This is a genomic window from Leclercia sp. LSNIH8 (genome assembly GCF_002920195.1).
In the GTDB taxonomy this organism is placed as follows: Bacteria; Pseudomonadota; Gammaproteobacteria; order Enterobacterales; family Enterobacteriaceae; genus Enterobacter.
Genome location: NZ_PQJY01000004.1, coordinates 19,389 through 40,295 on the forward strand (window position 1 = coordinate 19,389; position 20,907 = coordinate 40,295).

Sequence of the window (20,907 nt, forward strand, 5' to 3'; positions counted from 1 at the left end):
GTCCTTAACGACAAATATCGTTATAAAAAATGCCAAGCGAGACGAGACTAAATACCTGCGCACTATCAGACAATTCTTTATGGTCAAATCTGTGGCGAATCGCACAAATTTATTTACAACGATAATAATTGTGGCGCTGAGGTAAAACGAGTCTGAGAGTACCTGATTGAGACAGGTATTGCGAGTAAAAATACTCAATTTTTTTATAAGGAAATATGATAGTAAAAGTAACTTGACGGGATCGTGGTCAGACAGGGTGATTTAGGTTAAGTAATGTACAACGCGTTAATTTCTAACGTTATTAATGTGACAGGAAGATGACAAAGACGCTGAAATCGAGGGAAAAATCTATCAGGGATCGGTTATGATCCCTGATGGTTATTGTTAATTTCGGTTAGTAACTTGTTTCGATTTTGTTGTATTGCCGGGCAGGTAACGATTAAAGAAGGCGATTAAACGCTCACTCAATGGCGTCATCAGGCACCACGGAAGCCCAATCAACGCCACAGAAAGGGATCCAACGGCAATATCAGTGAACCAATGCGCACCGATCATTACTCGAGGGAATGCGAAAACCACAAAAATAATCAGGGCTAATACGAAAGTCTTATGGCCGAAATAACGCCACATAAAAGCGCTGAAAATAAGCAGCATCATTCCGTGATCGCCTGGGAAACTGTCTTTAGAGGCATCTTTTGTCGAAATATGCAGCAATTCACTGACGCGGTAAATATCCGGGAAAAATAGCGTCGGACTTGAGCGTTTCACCGGTATTAGGGCCTGCGCCAGCTGGTTCAGCACCACCGCGGTCAGTAGCATCACCAGGCCAATCATCAGAATACGTCGGCGCCCGGCGGGACTCTCTTTTCGCCAGAACGTCAGCATCAGATAACCCATCGCCAGCAGCGAGCAGCCGTCAAAGGCACGGTTATTGGTAATTGCTACCAGCCACAGGAAGGCGCGGCTCTCTCCCAGCTGCCGGTTAAAGAAGTGGAATATCCCGCTATCCAGCGGGAACCAGAAACCGTGGTTGACCGGCAGATACCAGGATAAAAAGAGCGCCACACCGGCGACATTAAGCAATAAAATGGGGAAAAGTCGGGTTTTCATCATTACGCCGTAAGTAGTTCAATCAGGGCAACGTTAGTTCCCCGAACTTAAACGAAGCTTCAACAAGCTCGACTGTAAGGCATTCCAGTCGGTGTTAACCGCACTAATTAACTCTATTCGGCTGTCCGGCGGTGCCACACCCTGCGTTTCGATGAAGAAATCTTCCCCCTGACGATTAATCCGTACCAGCCCATCAGGGGTACGCATTACCCCTTTCACCCGTTCAACCGGCGCAAGCCGCGCCCACTCCAGTAAACCGATGGTATCGAAGCAGGTGTCGGCGTCGAAGACCCAACCACAGGCCTGATGCCCCTGGCCGCTGTTCAGGCTGCGACGCCAGTGCTGGTGCGCAGGCAGACTCAATGCCGCCAGACCCTGTTTTTCGCCGTGGCTGTGGGAATGGGCTGCGCTGGCGGGCAGTTCAGCAAGATTACGCCGCGGCAGGTCGAGCAGAGCATTATCCATATTCCCCTGGGTGGTGTGCGCAAGCTGACGCTCGCCGCCGAAGTGCTGCCACCAGAGTTCCAGCGCAGCGCGGCTTTCCGGGGTGGCGCGGTCCTCTTTATTGGCAATGATGATGTCGGCGGCCGCCAGCTGGTCGCGGAAATTCTCGTTCTGGACAAACTTTTCGTCCAGCAACTGACGGGGATCGAGCAGGCACAGGGTGGCGCGTAAATCGATCCACGGCTCATAGACCGGAGCGGTCAGCAGGTCGAGGATCTGCTTCGGATGACCGAGCCCGGTAGGTTCAATCAAGAGTCGGTCGGGCTTGCCCTGTCGCAGCAGGGTATTCAGCCCCACCTGCATCGGCAGGCCGTTCACGCAGCACATGCATCCCCCTGGGATCTCCTTTATCAGCGCCCCGTTATCGGCCATCAACGCGCCATCAATGCCGATCTCGCCAAATTCATTGACCAGCACGGCCCATTTTTCGTCAGGATCTTTATTGGCCAGCAGGTGCAGTATCGACGTGGTTTTCCCGCTGCCGAGAAAACCGGTAATGAGGTTGGTTTTAGTCACAGGTACTCCAGGATGATAAATGTAATGCTATAACAATTATCAATAATCCTGGCGGAAAAGAACAGCATTGGAAAGGGGAAGGGCGAACGGGAGACTCCCCGCTCGCCTTAAGCGCAATAAAGGTTAAAGCGACAGCGTGTCGATAATCGCCTGGCGCGCGCCCGACTGGCTGATACGCTGGTAAGCTTGGGTGATGGCCTCCACGAACTGAGGATCCTGAGGCAGGTCGTGGCCAAAGATTTCATTCAGCGCCAGCAGGGCGGTCACGCGCTCCTCCTCGCTGCTGGTCTCAATGATGGCGCGAATTTTATCGCTCAGCGGATCGCGCACGTCAATGGCATTGCCCGCATCATCCACGCCGCTGACGTAGCGCATCCATCCGGCGACTCCCAGCGCCAGCAGTGGCCAGGCGGTGTCGCGCTGCAGGTGGAGGCGGATACTCTCCAGCATTCGCTGCGGCAGTTTCTGGCTGCCATCCATCGCAATCTGCCAGGTGCGGTGTTGCAGTGCCGGGTTGGCGAAGCGCTCAATCAAGCTGTCGGCGTAGGCGATCAGATCCACCCCGGTGATGCGCAGCGTCGTCGCCTGTTCGTTAAGCATCAGACGACGGGCGGCGTCACGCAGCGCGCTGTCGGCCATGCAGTCGTTAATATGGGCGAAACCGGCCAGATAGCCGAGATAGGCGAGGAAAGAGTGGCTGCCGTTGAGCATGCGCAGCTTCATCTGCTCCCAGGGGAGGACATCCTGCACCATCTGTACCCCAGCCACTTCCCACTCCGGGCGACCGGCAACAAAGTTATCCTCGATCACCCACTGAATAAACGGCTCGCAGCTAATGGCGCACGGATCCTCAACCCCCACTTCGCGGGCGATTTCCGCAAGGGAATCGTCGGTGGCGGCGGGTACGATCCTGTCCACCATCGTGCCCGGGAAGCTGACGTTGGCGGCGATCCACTCCGCCAGCTCTGGCGAGCGCTTGTGGGCCATCCCCAGTACCGCATTTTTCACCACGTGGCCGTTGTCCGGAATGTTATCGCAGGAGAGCACGCTGAACGGTGCCAGGCCGCGCTCGCGGCGGCGATGCAGCGCTTCGACCAGGATACCCGGCGCCGAGTGCGGCGCATCCGGGTACTCCAGATCGTGAATAATACGTTCGTTGCGGGTATCCAGCTTGCCGGTGGCCGGATCGATGCAGTAGCCCTTTTCCGTGATGGTCAGGGAGACGATCGCCACCTGCGGCTCGCAAAACTTCTCAATAATGGCCGCCAGCGAATCGAGTTTAGCATTCAGGCATTCATGTACCGCCCCGACGATAATCGGCTGATTTCCGTCGGCGCCTTTTTCCAGCACCGTAAAGAGATGATCCTGCGCGCGTAGCTGGCTCATCAGCGTATCGCCGCTAAACAGGCTAATCTCACAGATCCCCCAGTCGCCGCCTTTGGCGTTCAACACCCGGTCGGTCAGGAGTGCCTGATGGGCGCGATGAAAGGCGCCAAAGCCGAAATGGACGATACGGGAGCGTAACGCCTGACGATCGTACTGCGGCTGCAACACGTGAGCGGGAAGCGCGGTGGAGGCAATTGTCTTCATGAAATAAACACCTGATTAACCATTAATTAACAAGGTGAGTGTAAAGTTATATGACAACAAATTGAATTGGTAAGCCGTAAATATCCGGGAACTGTGAGATGGATCAATCAATATTGCGAGGCGAGTTGACCTGTTTCCGCATGCATGTATGGTAGTCGTCATCACATTACGAAATATTGGTATAACAACTTTTGAGGGTGAATCGATGGAACAAACCTGGCGTTGGTACGGACCCAAAGATCCTGTTTCTCTTGATGACGTGCGTCAGGCTGGCGCAACGGGCGTTGTCACCGCGCTACACCATATTCCTAACGGTCAGGTGTGGCCGGTAGAAGAGATCAAAGCGCGTCAGGCGCTGCTGGCCGAAAAAGGGCTCACCTGGTCGGTGGTGGAGAGTATTCCGGTTCACGAGGAGATTAAAACCCACTCCGGCGATTATCAGACCTGGATCGCCAACTACCAGCAGAGCATTCGCAACCTCGCGGCCTGCGGCATTGACACCGTATGCTACAACTTTATGCCGATCCTCGACTGGACGCGTACCGACCTCGAATATCAGCTGCCGGATGGTTCAAAGGCGCTGCGTTTTGACCAGATCGCCTTTGCCGCGTTCGAGCTGCACATCCTGAAGCGTGAAGGCGCAGCGGCTGACTACACTGCAGAAGAGCAGCAGCAGGCGCAGGCGTGGTTCGATGCGGCAAGCGAAGCGGATATCGAAAAGCTGACCCGCAATATCATCGCCGGTCTGCCGGGAGCGGAAGAGGGCTACACTCTCGACCAGTTCCGCGCGCGCCTGGCGGAGTATGGCAACATCGACAAAGCCCAGCTGCGGGAAAATATGGCCGTCTTCCTGCGCGCTATCGTGCCGGTGGCGGAAGAGGTGGGCGTGCGTCTGGCGGTTCACCCGGACGATCCACCGCGTCCTATCCTGGGCCTGCCGCGTATCGTCTCCACCATTGAGGATATGCAGTGGCTGAAAGAGACGGTCGACAGCATCAGCAACGGCTTCACCATGTGTACCGGCTCCTACGGCGTGCGGGCCGACAACGACCTGGTGCAGATGATTGAAACCTTCGGCGACCGCATTCACTTTACCCACCTGCGGGCAACCTGCCGGGAAGAGAATCCGAAGACCTTCCACGAAGCGGCGCACCTCGGCGGCGACGTGAATATGGTGGCGGTCGTGGATGCCATTCTGCGTGAAGAGAAACGCCGTAAGCAGGCGGGGGATCTGCGTCCTATTCCGTTCCGTCCGGATCACGGGCACCAGATGCTGGACGATCTGCGTAAGAAAACCAACCCGGGTTATTCGGCCATTGGCCGTCTGAAAGGGATGGCGGAAGTGCGCGGCGTGGAGCTGGCGCTGAAGATGACCAAATATCCTGAGCTTCTTTAAGCCTTGATGCCCGGTGGCGCTGCGCTTACCGGGCCTACAAAAAAACCGGCCAATGAGCCGGTTTTTTTATGTGTGCTTTTGTAGGCCGGGTAAGGCGAAGTCGCCACCCGGCAAAACAGCCCGCACTTAGTCAGCACGACCCATATAGCGTTTTTCTTCGATATGGATGCGGATTTTCTCGCCTGCGGAGAGGTATTCCGGCACCTGCACGACCAGACCAGTGGTCAGGGTTGCAGGTTTGTTACGTGCAGACGCGGATGCGCCTTTAATGCCCGGCGCCGTATCCACGATCTCCAGATCAACGGTCTGCGGCAGCTCCAGCGCCAGCAGAACGCCATCCCAGGTCAGAACCTGCATATCCGGCATGCCGCCTTCAGGAATAAACAGCAGCTCTTCTTCGATCTGATCTTTGGTGAAGATGTATGGCGTGTAGTCTTCTTTATCCATAAAGACATATTCGTTGCCGTCAACATATGAGAAATCGACATAGCGACGGGTCAGGGTAACGGTATCCACGATATCGTCGCCTTTGAAACGCTCTTCAACTTTCAGACCGGTACGTACATCGGCGAAACGCATTTTGTACAGCGTTGCTGCGCCACGGGCGCTGGGTGCCTGAATATCGATGTCTTTTACAATCAGCAGTTTGCCGTTGTAATTCAGCACCATACCTTTCTTAATTTCGTTCGCTCTTGGCATTGCAGTAATCCTGTTAACGGGAAGGTCAAAAATATCGCGTCAAAGTACTCGCGCGCGGCATTTCAGGCAAGCGGATTTCGCGGCTTTTGCTATCAATACGCAAAAGGTGTTACTGTGCCCGTCACGCCCGCGGGAGCGGCTTTCTTTCAGGTAAAGTACGAATATGGATTGCCGTCCGGACTGCGGAGCATGTTGCACCGCCCCCTCCATCACCAGCCCCATTCCCGGGATGCCCAACGGCAAGCCTGCCAATACCCCCTGCGTGCAGTTGGACGCGCAACAGCGCTGCAAAATTTTCGGCTTGAGCTCGCGGCCCAAAGTGTGTGCTGGCCTGCAGCCGTCGCGGGAGATGTGCGGCGATACGCGCAGCCAGGCCATGACCTGGCTGCTCGAACTCGAGGCGCTTACCGCGCCTTAAATGTCCTTTATACGCGTCAGACAGATCGTCGTAGCGATGCACATCCCCAGCGCAATCCAGAATACCGCGTGATAACTCCAGATCTCGGCCACGACGCCCGCCACGGAGCCTGCGATGATCCAGCCGACGCGGGTGGTGTTGGTATAAAGCGTGGTGGCCGCGCCCGCCTGACCTGGCATCAGATCCTGGAAATAGAGCATGCCGATCCCGGCGAGAATGCCGATATAGATGGCGTTCAGCAGCTGTAACCCCAGCAACACTACCGGCGTGTGCGCGGTGAGCATCCCCACGTAAAACAGCAAACCGGCAACGGCGGCAACGCGCATCAGGAAGCGCTTACCGAAGCGTTTTGCGTAGTAGCCCGCAATCAGCATCGTCGGGATCTCCAGCCCGGCAGCGGTTCCCATCATTACCCCCGCCAACTTCTCGGAGAGATGCAGCTCATTAATGATAAACAGCGGCATATTGATGATGTAGAGGCTGTTGGTGCCCCACATTAAGGTGCAGATGGTAAACAGCAGCAGGGCGTCGCGACGGTTGCGGCGCGGCGACTCCAGCACTCCGGTTGCCAGCTTCGGCTCCTTGCGCATCATCGGCAGGAAAAACCAGACCATCGCGCCGCAGACCACAAACGCCACGGCGGCGCTGATATACATCACCGGGAAGCCAAAGCCCATCGCCAGTGCATAGGCCACCGGCGGCCCCACGACCCAGGCCAGCGACACCTGGGCACGCAGGATCGAGCTGAACATCACCGCCTCGCGACCGGTATGGTCGGCATGTTCGCGGGCGAGGGCAAACAGCTGCGGGTTGGCGGTAGAGCCAAAGCTGCTAAGGAATACGCCGACAAACAACAACACAAAGTAGTTACGATTCCAGGCGAACAGCAGGCAGGCCAGAACACCCAGCAGACAGCAGAAGACGATTAAGGACTTGCGATCGCCCCGCTTGTCTGAACGACCAGCCAGGAACTGGCTGACCAGGATGCCGATAATGGCGCTACCGGTAAAGAAGAAGCCGACCATGGCCGGGCGGGCATGCACCTCGTTGGTGAGGAACAGGCTCAGCGTCGGGGTCTGTAACGCGCCGGCAATGCCGGTAAGGAAAGCAACAATTAAAAACGCCGATGAGGTCAAATCAAATGACTTCGGTGAGGCGGCTGCGGGAGTGGTGTGCATGTTTCTGTATCAGTGATATGAAGAGACGCGGAGTTTACGCCGCTTGTCATAAAATAAACAGATACCCTCCGCAATTACCCCACAAAAAATCAAAACAGGTTTTTATTCCGCCGCTGCGCTTGCTGAAGTTGCTGAAGCCGAGCGGTTGTACGCCCCCGGAAAGCAGCGGCCTGCAGCAAAAATGTGCTGTAACTCTAAATTCTGCATGCTGAAATGCGGCTTTACTTGCAAGGAAGCCTGTAAAGCGCAAGACTTCTTGAAACGTTTCAGCGCTAATTGGTTTACCTAACCCAAACGGATTGGCGCCTTTTTTCACATTTAAGCTGAAACGATTCAATTTCAGCAGGAGTGGAGAACCATGTTCCAGTTATCCGTACAGGACATTCATCCCGGCGAACAGGCCGGTACTAAAGAAGAGGCTATCCGGCAGATCGCCGCCGCGCTGGTGCAGGCGGGCAACGTCGCCAACGGCTACGTTGACGGCATGCTGGCGCGTGAGCAGCAGACCTCAACTTTCCTTGGCAATGGCATCGCCATTCCGCATGGCACCACCGATACCCGCGATCAGGTGCTGAAAACCGGCGTTCAGGTCTATCAGTTCCCGCAGGGCGTGCTCTGGGGTGAAGGCCAGGTGGCCTATGTCGCCATCGGCATTGCCGCCAGCAGCGATGAGCACCTCGGTCTGCTGCGTCAGCTGACGCACGTCCTGAGCGACGACGCCGTGGCTGAACAGCTGAAATCCGCCACCACCGCCGAAGAGCTGCGCGCCCTGCTGATGGGTGAGAAGCAGAGCGAAGCCCTGAAGCTGGATAACGAGACGCTGACGCTCGACGTGCTGGCTTCCGATCTGGTGACCCTGCAGGCGCTGAACGCCGGTCGCCTGAAAGAGGCCGGTGCGGTGGATACCGCCTTCGTGGTCCACGCCATTAACGATAAACCGCTGAATCTCGGTCAGGGCGTCTGGCTGAACGACTGTGCTGAAGGCAACCTGCGTAGCGCGATTGCCGTCAGCCGCGCGGCAACCGCATTCGATACCGCCGGTGAAACCACGGCGATGCTGGTGACCGTCGCCATGGCCGATGAACAGCCGGTTGAAGTGCTGAAGCGCCTCGGCGATCTGCTGCTGAACAAAAAAGCTGAACAACTGCTGAAAGCGGACGCCGCGACCCTGCTGGCGCTGCTGACCAGCGATGATGTGAACACCGATGAACTGCTGAGCGCCGAGTTTGTCGTGCGCAACGAACACGGCCTGCACGCCCGTCCGGGCACCATGCTGGTCAATACCATTAAACAGTTCAACAGCGACGTGACCGTCACCAACCTCGACGGTAGCGGTAAACCGGCCAACGGCCGCAGCCTGATGAAAGTCGTGGCGCTGGGCGTGAAGAAAGGCCATCGCCTGCGCTTCACCGCGCAGGGTGCGGATGCTGAACAGGCGCTGAAAGCGATTGGCGAAGCCATCGCGGCGGGTCTGGGGGAGGGCGCATAATGAGCAGACGTGTTGCCACTATTACGCTGAACCCGGCTTACGACCTCGTGGGCTTTTGCCCGGAAATTGAACGCGGCGAAGTCAACCTTGTGCGTACCACTGGCCTGCACGCGGCAGGTAAAGGGATTAACGTTGCTAAAGTGCTGAAGGATCTGGGCATCGACGTTACCGTCGGCGGTTTCCTCGGCAAAGACAACCAGGATGGTTTCCAGCAGCTGTTCAGCGAGCTGGGGATCGCCAACCGTTTCCAGGTGGTGCAGGGTCGTACCCGCATCAACGTGAAGCTGACCGAGAAAGATGGCGAAGTCACCGACCTGAACTTCTCCGGTTTTGAAGTCACCCAGGCCGACTGGGAACGTTTTGTGAATGACTCCCTGAGCTGGCTGGGTCAGTTCGACATGGTCTGCGTCAGCGGCAGTCTGCCGTCCGGCGTCAGCCCGGAAGCCTTTACCGACTGGATGACGCGTCTGCGCAGCCAGTGCCCATGCATCATCTTTGACAGCAGCCGCGATGCGCTGGTGGCGGGGCTGAAAGCCGCACCGTGGCTGGTGAAACCTAATCGTCGCGAACTTGAGATCTGGGCAGGCCGTAAGCTGCCAGAATTAAAGGATGTGATTGAAGCCGCCCATGCGCTGCGTGAGCAGGGTATCGCTCATGTGGTCATCTCCCTGGGGGCAGAGGGCGCGCTGTGGGTTAACGCCTCCGGCGAATGGATCGCGAAACCACCGTCGATGGAAGTGGTCAGCACCGTCGGTGCCGGCGACTCGATGGTGGGCGGCCTGATTTATGGCCTGCTGATGCGCGAATCCAGTGAACATACTTTACGTCTTGCCACCGCCGTTGCAGCCCTGGCCGTCAGCCAGAGCAATGTCGGTATTACCGATCGTACCCAGTTGGCCGCGATGATGGCGCGCGTTGACTTAAAACCCTTTAACTGACAGCAGGAGAGGCATAATGAAAACGCTGCTGATTATTGACTCTGCACTCGGACAGGCGCGCGCCTATATGGCGAAAACCCTGCTGAGTTCGGCGGGACATAAAGCACACCTTGATTTCATCGACAACCCGGGCGATGCCGAACTGGTTATCGTCCTGGGCGACAAAATCCCGGCGGACAGCTCGCTGAACGGTAAAAAAGTGTGGCTGGGCGATATCAACCGCGCCGTTGCACACCCGGAACTGTTCCTGAGCGAAGCGAAAGGCCATGCGGCACTCTATACCGCACCTGTCGTGGCGGCGGAAACGGCTGTTGCTGCGGGGCCAAAACGCGTGGTGGCGGTTACCGCCTGCCCGACCGGCGTAGCGCACACCTTTATGGCGGCGGAAGCCATTGAAACCGAAGCCAAAAAACGCGGCTGGTGGGTAAAAGTTGAAACCCGCGGTTCCGTGGGCGCAGGTAATGCGATCACCCCGGAAGAGGTGGCGGCTGCGGATCTGGTGATTGTGGCGGCAGATATCGAAGTGGATCTGGCGAAGTTTGCCGGTAAGCCGATGTACCGCACCTCCACCGGTCTAGCGCTGAAGAAAACCGCCCAGGAGCTGGACAAAGCCCAGGCTGAAGCAAAACCGTTCCAGCCTGCCGGCAACACCGCGGCTGCGGCTTCTGAAGGCAAAAAAGAGTCCGCTGGCGCGTATCGTCACCTGCTGACGGGCGTCTCCTATATGCTGCCGATGGTGGTAGCGGGCGGTCTCTGTATCGCGCTCTCCTTCGCCTTTGGTATCGAAGCCTTTAAAGAGCCGGGTACTCTGGCGGCGGCGCTGATGCAGATTGGCGGCGGCTCGGCGTTCGCGCTGATGGTGCCGGTCCTGGCGGGTTACATTGCGTTCTCTATTGCTGACCGTCCGGGTCTGACTCCGGGTCTGATTGGCGGTATGCTGGCTGTGAGCACCGGCTCTGGCTTTATCGGCGGGATCATCGCGGGCTTCCTCGCAGGCTACATGGCGAAGCTGATTAGCTCGAAGCTGAAACTGCCGCAGAGCATGGAAGCCCTGAAACCGATCCTGATCATTCCGCTGATCTCCAGCCTGGTGGTTGGCCTGGCGATGATCTACCTGATCGGTAAGCCGGTTGCGAGTATCCTCGAAGGCCTGACCCACTGGCTGCAAACCATGGGCACCGCCAATGCGGTCCTGCTGGGTGCGATCCTCGGTGCGATGATGTGTACCGATATGGGTGGTCCGGTGAACAAAGCATCTTACGCCTTCGGTGTCGGCCTGCTGAGTACCCAGACCTATGCGCCAATGGCGGCCATTATGGCGGCGGGTATGGTGCCACCGCTGGCGCTGGGCCTGGCGACCATCGTTGCCCGTCGTAAGTTCGACAAGGCGCAGCAGGAAGGCGGTAAAGCGGCGCTGGTACTGGGCCTGTGCTTTATCACCGAAGGGGCGATTCCGTTCGCTGCCCGTGACCCGATGCGCGTGCTGCCATGCTGTATCGTCGGTGGCGCGGTAACCGGTGCTATCTCTATGGCGATTGGCGCGAAACTGATGGCGCCGCACGGCGGTCTGTTTGTTCTGTTAATCCCAGGTGCGATTACGCCAGTGCTGGGTTACCTGTTTGCGATTATCGCCGGTACCCTGGTGGCAGGCCTCTCTTACGCGGTGCTGAAACGCCCGGAAGCTGAAGCGGTTGCCGCGAAAGCAGCATAATCTCTCACCATCCGAAAAGGGCAGAGGCGACTCTGCCCTTTTTTTGCTTTTAATCGTGCTACTGCTCGCAGTTTTTTGGAGACAAGAAAAAGTTATCTACAAAAAATTGTGATTATGTTCATAACCCTTTTACACCCTCTTTCCCACCGCTTTACTTTCCCCTTCTTACGCATACTATGAACACGTGTTCACATATAAACATGTGCTCTAATAGAAATTAAAATCACTCCCTCGCTTAATTATCATTGCGATGGCCTGCGTGCCAGAGGATGTTCTATGCGTGAAAAGGATTATATTGCTGTTATTGGTTCTGCGAATATGGATGTTGCGGGGTATTCAAACGCCTCGCTTAATTATGCGGACTCTAACCCAGGGAAAATTAAATTTACCCCCGGCGGTGTTGGGCGGAATATTGCGCAAAATCTTGCCTTGCTGGGAAAAAATGTCTGGCTACTTTCTGCTGTCGGCGATGACTTTTACGGTCAGTCGCTGCTATCACAAACCCAGGCCGCTGGCGTACAGGTGGAAAAATGCCAGGTGATCGCGGGCGAAGGCACCTCCAGTTATTTATCCTTGCTGGATAATACCGGCGAAATGCTGGTAGCCATTAATGATATGGCTATTTCTGACTACATCAATCCGGACTATCTGGCCCACCACCTGGCCTTTCTGCGTGCGGCAAAAGCGGTGGTGATCGACTGCAATCTCAGTGAATCTGCGCTGGGCTGGATATTTGAAAATGCAGGCCAGGCACCGGTGTTCGTTGACCCCGTCTCGGCCTGGAAATGCAACAAAGTGCGCGACTGGCTGGGCCATATCCACACGCTGAAGCCCAACCGGATTGAAGCCGAAACCCTGAGCGGCATCCCGCTCTCCTGCGCGGCGGATGCCCCGAAAGTTGCGGCCTGGTTTCACCAGCATGGCCTGTTTCGGCTGGTATTGAGCATGGGCGGCGACGGCGTTTATTACAGCGAGAAAGGAGGCGAAAGCGGCTGGTCTGCCCCGTTTAAAACCCAGCTTGTCAATGTCACCGGCGCGGGCGATGCGATGATGGCGGGGCTCGCCTTCTGCTGGCTGGAAGGGGCCACATTTGCCCATTCCGTTCGTTTTGCCCAGGGCTGCTCGTCGCTGGCGCTCGCTTCCGTATATACCAATAACCCTGATTTATCGGCTGAAAATGTTAATGCATTAATGGAGAGAGAACATGTCTGAATTAAAATTATCTGCTGAGTTCCTGCAAATTTCTCCTGAGGTTCAGGACGCTTTAAATAATAACAAACCGATTGTAGCGCTTGAATCTACCATTATTTCTCACGGCATGCCTTTCCCGCAAAATGCCCAGACGGCGCTGGAAGTTGAAGATGCGATCCGCCAGCAGGGAGTTATTCCCGCCACTATCGCCATTATTCGTGGCGTAATGAAAGTGGGGCTTAGCAAAGAAGAAATTGAACTTTTAGGCCGTGAGGGCCACGCGGTGACCAAAGTCAGCCGCCGGGATTTACCTTTTGTGGTCGCCGCAGGAATAAATGGCGCGACGACGGTTGCCTCAACCATGATTATTGCGGCGATGGCCGGGATTAAGGTTTTTGCTACCGGCGGAATTGGCGGCGTACACCGCGGTGCGGAACACACGTTTGATATTTCAGCCGATTTACAGGAGCTGGCGAAAACCAATGTTGCTGTGGTATGCGCCGGGGCAAAATCTATTCTCGACCTCGGGTTAACCACTGAATATCTGGAAACTAATGGCGTACCGTTGATTGGCTATCAGACCCAGTCCCTGCCTGCCTTTTTCTGTCGCACCAGTCCGTTTGAGGTCAGCATCCGTCTCGACAGCGCGGAAGCCATCGCGCGCGCAATGGCGGTGAAATGGCAGACTGGCCTTAACGGCGGCCTGGTGGTGGCGAATCCCATCCCGGAACAGTTTGCGATGCCTGAAGAGACCATCAACGCCGCTATCGACCAGGCGGTGAAGGAAGCGGAAGAGCAGGGCGTGACCGGCAAAGCCAGCACGCCGTTCCTGCTGGCCCGCGTGGCGGAACTGACCGGTGGTGACAGCCTGAAATCCAATATTCAGCTGGTCTTTAACAACGCCCGCCTGGCCTGCGATATCGCGAAGGCGTACCAGCGCATCGCGTAATCTTTTCACAGGCAGTTTGCCGTCGCCTGTCTTCGCAGTGGAATCACGGATACCCGGCCAGTCGCCGGGTTTTCAGGTAAGGAAATCATTATGGACGTAATGAGAAGTCTGCTGGGTATGGCGGTTCTGTTGGCGATAGCCTTCCTCCTGTCGGTCAATAAACGCCGTATCAGCCTGCGTACCGTTGGCGCCGCTTTTATTTTGCAGGTGGCAATTGGTGGCATCATGCTCTATTTCCCACCCGGCAAATGGCTGGTGGAACAGGCCGCCATCGGGGTCAGTAAAGTCATGTCCTACAGCGATGCCGGTAGCGCCTTTATCTTTGGTGCGCTGGTGGGGCCCAAAATGGACACCCTGTTTGACGGCGCCGGGTTCGTCTTTGCCTTCCGGGTGCTGCCCGCCATCATCTTTGTCACCGCGCTGATAAGCCTGCTCTACTACATCGGGGTGATGGGGCTGCTGATTCGCGTGCTGGGTGGCATTTTCCAGAGAGCGCTGCGTATCGGTAAAATCGAATCCTTCGTGGCGGTGACCACCATCTTCCTCGGCCAGAACGAGATCCCGGCGATCGTGAAACCCTTCGTCGATAAGCTGAACCGCAACGAGCTGTTTACCGCTATTTGCAGCGGGATGGCGTCCATTGCCGGTTCGATGCTGATTGGCTACGCCGGAATGGGAGTGCCGATTGATTACCTGCTCGCCGCCTCGTTAATGGCCATTCCTGGCGGGATTTTGTTTGCCCGTCTGCTGAGCCCGGCCACGGAGGCGTCACAGGTCACCTTCGATAACCTGTCGTTCAGCGACACGCCGCCGAAAAGCATTATCGAAGCCGCGGCGACCGGGGCGATGACCGGGTTAAAAATTGCTGCCGGGGTTGCGACGGTGGTAATGGCCTTTGTGGCGATCATCGCCCTGCTGAACGGTATTCTGGGCGGCATTGGCGGCTGGTTTGGCATGGAAAGCCTGAGCCTTGAGGGGCTGTTTGGTTATGCCCTCGCGCCACTGGCGTGGATCATGGGGGTCGAATGGCAGGATGCGACGCTTGCAGGCAGCCTGATTGGACAGAAGCTGGCGATTAATGAATTCGTTGCCTATCTCAACTTCTCGCCGTATCTGCAAACCGCCGGGCAGCTGGATGTGAAGACCATCGCCATCATCTCTTTTGCCCTGTGCGGCTTTGCTAATTTTGGCTCGATTGGGGTGGTGGTAGGGGCCTTTTCTGCGGTATCGCCCCAGCGCGCCCCGGAGATTGCCCAGCTGGGCGTGCGGGCGCTGTTGGCGGCGACGCTCTCTAACCTGATGAGCGCCACCATTGCGGGCTTCTTTATTGGTTTAGCAGGCTAGTGACGCAGGCCGGGTAGGGCAACTACCCGGCCTGTTTACGGCTGGCTGTCCAGTAGCGACAGGACGTTATCTACCGACAGCGTCGGGTTATTGATACTTTCACTGGCGCGGGAGAGCGCCGCGCAGGCACCCGCGAATCGGGCACTCTCCGTAAAATCGCTCCCATCGAGGAAGGCATAAATCAACCCCGCCATAAAGGCGTCATCGGCACCAAAGCGGTCAACCACCGGGTGGGTGGGGGGCTTCAGCAGAAGCGGCTCCGCGCCCTGCTCACTGCACAGCACCGAATCATCTTCCAGACAGACCACAATCCGCTGCACCCCTTTCTCATGCAGGACGGTGAGGGCGCTCTTGCGATCCTCGCACTCCGCCAGGATCTGCAGCTCCTTCAGCGTCGGCTTCAGGGTATGGATGCGCGACAGCCAGGGTTTGATCCTGTCGGCTTTAAATTCTGAAACCGTGTCGACAAACACCGGCACATCCCCGGCGAGAGTAAAGACCCACTCCAGCGCTTCCGTAGTGAGGTTACAGTCGGCCAGCACCACGCCCGCATGGGCAAGCAGCTCGCGCGACTGGTTCAGCAGCTGCGGCGTCAGCCCCTGCAGGATATGGGTGTCATTGATCGCCAGCACAGTGTCGTCCTGCGGACTGGCAATCGACAGATAGGTTGCGGTGCTTTGTCCGTGGAGGCGGATGGCGCTCTGCACGTTAACGCCCGCCTGGCGGGTCTGCTCCAGCAGGGTTTCGCCATAAAAATCGCTGCCCACGGCGGAGATCAGATGCACCTCGCGGCCCAGCAGCGCCAGGTTATGGGCAATGTTACGCGCCACGCCGCCCGCCGCGCACTGAATGGCCCCCGGATGGGAGGAGGGTTCAGGAAAACGAATATCGGCCACCCCGCGAATATCCATATTGATGGCGCCGAGCGCCACGCAATAATCCTGTTCGGTGAGGATATAGCCTTTGCCCTTGATCGCCCCTTTGCGCATCAAATCCATAATGTGCGCAGCGACGCGGGAGCGGCTGATATCGAGGATCTGGGCGATCTCATGCTGCTGAATAAGGGGGTTGCGCCGCAGGATCTTCAGGATCTGCTTTTCCCTTTCGTTCATCATTCTGCGGTGGCCTCGGCATGCTGTTGCGCTTTCAGCCAGGCGATCTCTTCCGCCCAGATATCCGGGTTGATGGTTTCCAGCACCAGCGGAATGTTGTCGAAACGCGGATCCTGCATGATAAAGCGGAACGCATCATGGCCGATGTTGCCTTCCCCCAGGCTGTGGTGACGGTCAACGCGGCTGCCAAAGGTGCTTTTCGCATCGTTGAGGTGCATACCACGCAGGTACTCAAAGCCCACGACGCGCTCGAACTCGGCGAAGGTTTTCGCACACGCTTCCGCGCTGCGCAGGTCGTAACCGGCGGCAAAGGCGTGGCAGGTATCAATGCAGACGCCGATGCGGGATTTATCCTCCACGGCGTCGATGATGGCCGCCAGATGCTCAAAGCGAAAACCGAGGTTGCTGCCCTGTCCGGCGGTATTTTCAATCACCGCCGTCACTCCCTGGGTCTGTGCCAGCACGATATTGATCGACTCGGCGATCCGCGCCAGGCATTCATCTTCGTCGATTTGTGCCAGATGGCTGCCGGGATGGAAGTTCAGCAGCGTCAGGCCGAGCTGCTCGCAGCGCTGTACCTCATCAAGGAAGGCTGCGCGGGATTTGTCCAGCGCCTCCTGTACCGGGTGACCGAGGTTAATCAGGAAGCTGTCGTGGGGCAGGATCTGGCCGGGGGAGAAATGGTATTTTTCGCAGGCCGCTTTGAACTCATCAATCACCTGAGTGGTTAACGGCGCGGCGCGCCATTGGCGCTGATTTTTGGTGAACAGGGCGAAAGCGGTCGCCTCGATTTCGGCGGCGCGAATAGCGGCATTTGCCAGACCGCCGGCAGCGCTAACGTGCGCTCCAACATATTTCATAAAGGGACTCCTGTTAACCCGCAAACGCATATGATAGCGGGTTAACAGGATAAGGCTACAGCGGTTTATGCCATCAGGCTATGCACCGCCAGGTTAATGGCGCCCCCGCCGACAATCAGCCAGACAAAGAGCAGCAGCGCCATCAGCAGCGGTTTCGCCCCGGCTTTTTTCAGAGCGCTGACGTGGGTGGTTAAGCCCAGCGCCGCCATCGCCATCGCCAACAGGATGGTATCCAGCGTCACCAGCATATCCACGACCGCTTTGGGCAGCAGATGGAACGAGTTAAACACCGCGACCACAATAAACAGGATCGCAAACCACGGGATGGTGATTTTGCTCTTCTCGCCGTTGCCCGCTGGCGCAAGCTGTTTTACCCTTGCGGCCAGAATCAGCAGGAACGGCGCCAGCATCATCACCCGCAGCATTTTGGCGATCACCGCGGCGTTCTCCGCATCCGGGCTGATGGCGTGACCGGCCGCCACGACCTGGGCCACTTCATGCATCGTCGAGCCGATATAGATGCCGTAGGTTTCCGGACTAAACCAGTGGGCTACCAGCGGATACATGGCTGGATAGAGGAAGATCGCCAGCGTACCGAAGATCACCACCGTCGCCACCGCCACGGTCACCTTACTGGACTCGGCCTTTACCACCGGCTCGGTGGCCAGCACCGCTGCGGCGCCGCAGATGCTGCTGCCCGCACCAATCAGCCAGCTGGTCTGTTTGTCGAGCCCGAATACCTTCTGACCGATAAAGCAGGCCAGTAAAAAGGTGCTGGAGAGAGTTAAAATATCAATCGCAATACCGCTTACCCCGACGTCGGCAATCTGCGCGAAGGTCAGGCGAAAGCCATACAGGATGATCCCGAGTCGCAGCAGGTGCTGCTTGGCGAAGATGACGCCGCCGTCGCACGGCTTGTAGATCTGCGGATAAACCGTATTTCCGACGACCATCCCCAGCAGGATAGCCAGGGTCAGGGCGCTGAATCCGGCGCCTGCAACCGCCGGGATGCTGCCGCCCCATAATGCGACACCGGTGACCAGCGCGCTCAGCGCCAGGCCCGGAATGTAATGCCACACATTACGATGATGCTGTAGGGTGAGTGTTGTCATAACCGTCTCCTTTTCTCTGGCTAAGAGGTTACGGCGCGCTGGCTTAAAAATAAAATTGATTATATATTTATAATTAATCTTTATAAGTGGTAAGCAGGGTGCTTACCCTACCGGATAGCGACTATGCACATTACCTTACGCCAGCTGGAAGTCTTCGCCGAAGTGCTGAAAAGCGGATCGACTACTCAGGCTTCTCAGATGCTGGCACTCTCTCAGTCCGCCGTCAGCGCTGCGCTCACCGATCTCGAAGGTCAATTGGGGGTTCAGCTCTTTGACCGGGTAGGGAAGCGGCTGGTGGTGAACGAGCACGGACGCCTGCTCTACCCACGCGCGCTGGCGCTGCTGGAGCAGACCGTCGAAATCGAACAGCTCTTTCGCGAGGATAACGGCGCCATTCGTGTCTACGCCAGCAGCACCATTGGCAACTATATCCTGCCTGAAGTGATTGCCCGCTATCGCCGGGATTTCCCGACCCTGCCGCTGGAGATGAGCGTTGGTAACAGCCAGGACGTGATCAACGCGGTGATCGATTTTCGGGTGGATATCGGCCTTATCGAAGGGCCATGCCACAACGCCGACATTATTGCTGAGCCCTGGCTGGAGGATGAGCTGGTGGTCTTCGCCTCGCCGGCCTCTTCTTTATTACAGCAGGAGGTGACCCTGGAGCGGCTGGCGCAGGCGCCGTGGATTTTACGCGAGCAGGGCTCCGGCACGCGTGAGATCGTCGATTATCTGCTGCTCTCCCATCTGCCGCAGTTCCATATGGGCATGGAGCTCGGCAATTCAGAGGCCATCAAACATGCGGTGCGCCACGGTCTTGGCATCAGCTGCCTGTCGCGGCGGGTGATTGCCGAACAGCTGGAGAGCGGAACGCTGGTGGAGATCCCCGTGCCGTTGCCCAATAAGCTGGTGCGTACCCTGTGGCGTATCCACCACCGCCAGAAGCACCTCTCTAATTCCCTCCAGCGTTTTCTGCGTTACTGCGAAATGTAATCCTGCCCGGCGGCGTTTTGTCCGCCGGTAGTCATTACTCGCATCAATACTATTCTCTGCTTTACTTATAATCCTGGACCGGTCATGAAGCTCTCTTATAACAGGGCATTTGTGCCGGAAGAGCCGGCGATCGTCTGCTACAATCGCGCCTCATTTTTTGAATGGACAGCATTTTCACATGGTTTCCGAAACTAAAACCACAGAAGCGCCCGCGCTACGTCGCGAACTCAAGGCGCGTCACCTGACGATGATCGCCATTGGCGGCTCTATCGGTACAGGCCTCTTTGTCGCCTCTGGCGCGACGATTTCAGCAGCGGGTCCTGGCGGCGCGCTCTTTTCCTATATCCTGATCGGTCTGATGGTCTACTTCCTGATGACCAGCCTGGGTGAACTGGCGGCGTACATGCCGGTATCCGGTTCTTTTTCTACCTACGGTCAGAAATACGTTGAAGAAGGCTTTGGCTTCGCGCTGGGCTGGAACTACTGGTACAACTGGGCGGTGACCATCGCCGTGGACCTGGTGGCGGCACAGCTGGTCATGACCTGGTGGTTCCCGGACACGCCGGGCTGGATCTGGAGCGCGCTCTTCCTGGCGGTGATCTTCCTGCTCAACTACATCTCCGTGCGCGGCTTTGGTGAGGCCGAATACTGGTTCTCCCTGATCAAAGTGGCGACCGTGATCATCTTTATTATCGTCGGCCTGGCGATGATCGTCGGTATCTTCCAGGGCAGCGAGCCTGCGGGCTGGAGCAACTGGACGGTTGGCGATGCACCTTTTGCGGGGGGGTTATCGGCGATGATTGGCGTTGCGATGATTGTCGGCTTCTCCTTCCAGGGGACCGAACTGATCGGTATCGCGGCGGGTGAATCCGAAAACCCGGAGAAGAACATCCCGCGCGCGGTGCGTCAGGTCTTCTGGCGTATCCTGCTGTTCTATGTGTTCGCCATCCTGATTATCAGCCTGATCATTCCGTACACCGATCCGAGCCTGCTGCGTAACGATGTGAAAGACATCAGCGTCAGCCCGTTCACCCTGGTGTTCCAGCATGCTGGCCTGCTCTCTGCGGCAGCGGTTATGAACGCGGTGATCCTGACGGCGGTGCTGTCGGCGGGTAACTCCGGGATGTATGCCTCTACCCGTATGCTCTACTCCCTGGCCTGCGATGGCAAAGCGCCGCGTATTTTCGCGAAGCTCTCCCGGGGCGGCGTGCCGCGTAACGCGCTCTATGCCACCACCGTGATTGCCTGCCTGTGCTTCCTGACCTCGATGTTCGGCAACCAGACCGTCTACCTGTGGCTGCTGAATACCTCCGGGATGACGGGCTTTATCGCCTGGCTGGGCATCGCCATCAGCCACTACCGTTTCCGTCGCGGCTACGTGAAGCAGGGTTACGATATTAACAACCTGCCATACCGCTCCGGCTTCTTCCCGCTGGGTCCGATCTTCGCCTTTGTGCTCTGTCTGATCATCACCCTCGGCCAGAACTACGAAGCCTTCCTGGCCGACACAATCGACTGGGGCGGCGTAGCGGCCACCTATATCGGTATCCCGCTGTTCCTGATCATCTGGTTTGGGTACAAGCTGGCGAAGGGAACGAAGTTTGTGCGTTACAGCGAAATGGAATTCCCGAATAGCTTTAAAAAATAAGCGCACCACCTTCTCTAACCCGCTCAGCCGAGCGGGTTTTTTATTTCTCCACAGTATGCTCTCTTGACATAACTTTTAACAATTGAATTGATAATGGTTATCGTTTGCTTTATCATTAGCAAAGTAATCAAAAGGATGAAGGAGTCAAC

The 20,907-nt window shown here is 56.9% G+C and carries 19 protein-coding genes; 10 read left to right on the plus strand and 9 right to left on the minus strand.

Features of this window, described 5'->3' with window-relative positions; genetic code table 11:
* Positions 1 to 384: 384 nt before the first annotated feature.
* The 3 genes from C3406_RS12120 to C3406_RS12130 form a co-directional block, all read right to left on the minus strand.
* Positions 385 to 1,110 carry a phosphatase PAP2 family protein gene (locus C3406_RS12120; RefSeq protein WP_103824999.1) on the minus strand — a complete coding sequence of 242 codons (726 nt, stop codon included), beginning with the start codon at positions 1,108 to 1,110 and terminating at the stop codon, positions 385 to 387.
* Positions 1,111 to 1,143: 33 nt separating this feature from the next.
* On the minus strand, positions 1,144 to 2,130 hold the full coding sequence (locus tag C3406_RS12125; RefSeq protein ID WP_103825000.1) for a CobW family GTP-binding protein: 987 nt from the start codon (positions 2,128 to 2,130) through the stop codon (positions 1,144 to 1,146).
* Between the two features lie 123 nt (positions 2,131 to 2,253).
* Complete coding sequence (locus C3406_RS12130) at positions 2,254 to 3,720, minus strand: mannitol dehydrogenase family protein (protein ID WP_103825001.1); 1,467 nt, start codon at positions 3,718 to 3,720, stop codon at positions 2,254 to 2,256.
* A gap of 205 nt (positions 3,721 to 3,925) precedes the next feature.
* Between C3406_RS12130 and uxuA the strand changes: the two genes are divergently transcribed.
* The gene (uxuA, locus tag C3406_RS12135) at positions 3,926 to 5,116 is read left to right on the plus strand and encodes a mannonate dehydratase (RefSeq protein WP_103825002.1); all 1,191 of its coding nucleotides are present in this window, start codon (positions 3,926 to 3,928) and stop codon (positions 5,114 to 5,116) included.
* A 126-nt stretch (positions 5,117 to 5,242) separates the two neighbouring features.
* Here the strand turns inward: uxuA and yeiP are convergent, their stop codons facing one another.
* Positions 5,243 to 5,815 (minus strand): elongation factor P-like protein YeiP, encoded by a 573-nt coding sequence (gene yeiP, locus C3406_RS12140; RefSeq protein ID WP_103825003.1) that lies wholly within the window; start codon positions 5,813 to 5,815, stop codon positions 5,243 to 5,245.
* A 163-nt stretch (positions 5,816 to 5,978) separates the two neighbouring features.
* On the opposite strand from yeiP, the gene C3406_RS12145 reads away from it, so the two are divergent.
* Positions 5,979 to 6,233, plus strand: a complete 255-nt coding sequence (locus tag C3406_RS12145; protein ID WP_103825004.1) for a YkgJ family cysteine cluster protein — start codon at positions 5,979 to 5,981, stop codon at positions 6,231 to 6,233.
* Here the strand turns inward: C3406_RS12145 and setB are convergent.
* Together setB and C3406_RS26025 are read right to left on the minus strand one after the other, a co-directional pair.
* Positions 6,230 to 7,411 carry a sugar efflux transporter SetB gene (gene setB / locus C3406_RS12150; protein WP_103825005.1) on the minus strand — a complete coding sequence of 394 codons (1,182 nt, stop codon included), beginning with the start codon at positions 7,409 to 7,411 and terminating at the stop codon, positions 6,230 to 6,232. The genes C3406_RS12145 and setB overlap by 4 nt on opposite strands.
* 46 nt (positions 7,412 to 7,457) lie before the next feature.
* Positions 7,458 to 7,727, minus strand: a complete 270-nt coding sequence (locus tag C3406_RS26025) for a hypothetical protein (RefSeq protein WP_146052603.1) — start codon at positions 7,725 to 7,727, stop codon at positions 7,458 to 7,460.
* Between the two features lie 42 nt (positions 7,728 to 7,769).
* On the opposite strand from C3406_RS26025, the gene fruB reads away from it, so the two are divergent.
* From fruB to C3406_RS12180, 6 genes are all read left to right on the plus strand, one after another.
* Positions 7,770 to 8,900 (plus strand): fused PTS fructose transporter subunit IIA/HPr protein, encoded by a 1,131-nt coding sequence (gene fruB, locus C3406_RS12155; RefSeq protein ID WP_103825006.1) that lies wholly within the window; start codon positions 7,770 to 7,772, stop codon positions 8,898 to 8,900.
* The gene (fruK, locus tag C3406_RS12160; protein WP_103180352.1) at positions 8,900 to 9,838 is read left to right on the plus strand and encodes a 1-phosphofructokinase; all 939 of its coding nucleotides are present in this window, start codon (positions 8,900 to 8,902) and stop codon (positions 9,836 to 9,838) included. The genes fruB and fruK overlap by 1 nt, the downstream gene beginning before the upstream one ends.
* Positions 9,839 to 9,854: 16 nt before the next feature.
* The gene (gene fruA / locus C3406_RS12165; protein WP_103825007.1) at positions 9,855 to 11,549 is read left to right on the plus strand and encodes a PTS fructose transporter subunit IIBC; all 1,695 of its coding nucleotides are present in this window, start codon (positions 9,855 to 9,857) and stop codon (positions 11,547 to 11,549) included.
* Between the two features lie 276 nt (positions 11,550 to 11,825).
* Positions 11,826 to 12,761: a pseudouridine kinase gene (locus C3406_RS12170; RefSeq protein WP_103825008.1), complete on the plus strand. Its 936-nt coding sequence runs from the start codon at positions 11,826 to 11,828 to the stop codon at positions 12,759 to 12,761.
* Positions 12,754 to 13,689, plus strand: a complete 936-nt coding sequence (locus C3406_RS12175) for a pseudouridine-5'-phosphate glycosidase (RefSeq protein ID WP_103825009.1) — start codon at positions 12,754 to 12,756, stop codon at positions 13,687 to 13,689. Before C3406_RS12170 ends, C3406_RS12175 begins: the two co-directional genes overlap by 8 nt.
* 90 nt (positions 13,690 to 13,779) lie before the next feature.
* On the plus strand, positions 13,780 to 15,033 hold the full coding sequence (locus C3406_RS12180; protein WP_103825010.1) for a NupC/NupG family nucleoside CNT transporter: 1,254 nt from the start codon (positions 13,780 to 13,782) through the stop codon (positions 15,031 to 15,033).
* Positions 15,034 to 15,068: 35 nt separating this feature from the next.
* On the opposite strand, the gene C3406_RS12185 is transcribed toward C3406_RS12180, so the two are convergent.
* The 3 genes from C3406_RS12185 to C3406_RS12195 form a co-directional block, all read right to left on the minus strand.
* Positions 15,069 to 16,145, minus strand: coding sequence for a sugar kinase (locus C3406_RS12185; RefSeq protein WP_103825096.1), 1,077 nt, complete (start codon positions 16,143 to 16,145; stop codon positions 15,069 to 15,071).
* Positions 16,145 to 17,005, minus strand: coding sequence for a deoxyribonuclease IV (gene nfo, locus C3406_RS12190; RefSeq protein WP_103825011.1), 861 nt, complete (start codon positions 17,003 to 17,005; stop codon positions 16,145 to 16,147). The genes C3406_RS12185 and nfo overlap by 1 nt, the downstream gene beginning before the upstream one ends.
* Positions 17,006 to 17,070: 65 nt before the next feature.
* Positions 17,071 to 18,117, minus strand: a complete 1,047-nt coding sequence (locus C3406_RS12195; RefSeq protein ID WP_103825012.1) for a YeiH family protein — start codon at positions 18,115 to 18,117, stop codon at positions 17,071 to 17,073.
* Positions 18,118 to 18,240: 123 nt separating this feature from the next.
* Here C3406_RS12195 and yieE point away from each other — a divergent pair, with 123 nt between their 5' ends.
* Together yieE and C3406_RS12205 are read left to right on the plus strand one after the other, a co-directional pair.
* A complete protein-coding gene (yieE, locus tag C3406_RS12200; protein WP_103825013.1) occupies positions 18,241 to 19,110 on the plus strand; it encodes a DNA-binding transcriptional regulator YeiE in 870 nt (289 codons plus the stop codon).
* Between the two features lie 178 nt (positions 19,111 to 19,288).
* The gene (locus tag C3406_RS12205; protein WP_103180338.1) at positions 19,289 to 20,758 is read left to right on the plus strand and encodes an amino acid permease; all 1,470 of its coding nucleotides are present in this window, start codon (positions 19,289 to 19,291) and stop codon (positions 20,756 to 20,758) included.
* The last annotated feature ends 149 nt before the right edge of the window (positions 20,759 to 20,907 follow it).

Bases quoted from the DNA above. Each gene is read 5' to 3' on its own strand.
- C3406_RS12120 (WP_103824999.1), bottom strand. From the start codon at position 1,110: ATGAAAACCCGACTTTTCCCCATTTTATTGCTTAATGTCGCCGGTGTG.
- C3406_RS12130 (WP_103825001.1), bottom strand. From the start codon at position 3,720: ATGAAGACAATTGCCTCCACCGCGCTTCCCGCTCACGTGTTGCAGCCG.
- uxuA (WP_103825002.1), top strand. From the start codon at position 3,926: ATGGAACAAACCTGGCGTTGGTACGGACCCAAAGATCCTGTTTCTCTT.
- yeiP (WP_103825003.1), bottom strand. From the start codon at position 5,815: ATGCCAAGAGCGAACGAAATTAAGAAAGGTATGGTGCTGAATTACAAC.
- C3406_RS12145 (WP_103825004.1), top strand. From the start codon at position 5,979: ATGGATTGCCGTCCGGACTGCGGAGCATGTTGCACCGCCCCCTCCATC.
- setB (WP_103825005.1), bottom strand. From the start codon at position 7,411: ATGCACACCACTCCCGCAGCCGCCTCACCGAAGTCATTTGATTTGACC.
- fruB (WP_103825006.1), top strand. From the start codon at position 7,770: ATGTTCCAGTTATCCGTACAGGACATTCATCCCGGCGAACAGGCCGGT.
- fruK (WP_103180352.1), top strand. From the start codon at position 8,900: ATGAGCAGACGTGTTGCCACTATTACGCTGAACCCGGCTTACGACCTC.
- fruA (WP_103825007.1), top strand. From the start codon at position 9,855: ATGAAAACGCTGCTGATTATTGACTCTGCACTCGGACAGGCGCGCGCC.
- C3406_RS12170 (WP_103825008.1), top strand. From the start codon at position 11,826: ATGCGTGAAAAGGATTATATTGCTGTTATTGGTTCTGCGAATATGGAT.
- C3406_RS12175 (WP_103825009.1), top strand. From the start codon at position 12,754: ATGTCTGAATTAAAATTATCTGCTGAGTTCCTGCAAATTTCTCCTGAG.
- C3406_RS12180 (WP_103825010.1), top strand. From the start codon at position 13,780: ATGGACGTAATGAGAAGTCTGCTGGGTATGGCGGTTCTGTTGGCGATA.
- C3406_RS12185 (WP_103825096.1), bottom strand. From the start codon at position 16,145: ATGAACGAAAGGGAAAAGCAGATCCTGAAGATCCTGCGGCGCAACCCC.
- nfo (WP_103825011.1), bottom strand. From the start codon at position 17,005: ATGAAATATGTTGGAGCGCACGTTAGCGCTGCCGGCGGTCTGGCAAAT.
- C3406_RS12195 (WP_103825012.1), bottom strand. From the start codon at position 18,117: ATGACAACACTCACCCTACAGCATCATCGTAATGTGTGGCATTACATT.
- yieE (WP_103825013.1), top strand. From the start codon at position 18,241: ATGCACATTACCTTACGCCAGCTGGAAGTCTTCGCCGAAGTGCTGAAA.
- C3406_RS12205 (WP_103180338.1), top strand. From the start codon at position 19,289: ATGGTTTCCGAAACTAAAACCACAGAAGCGCCCGCGCTACGTCGCGAA.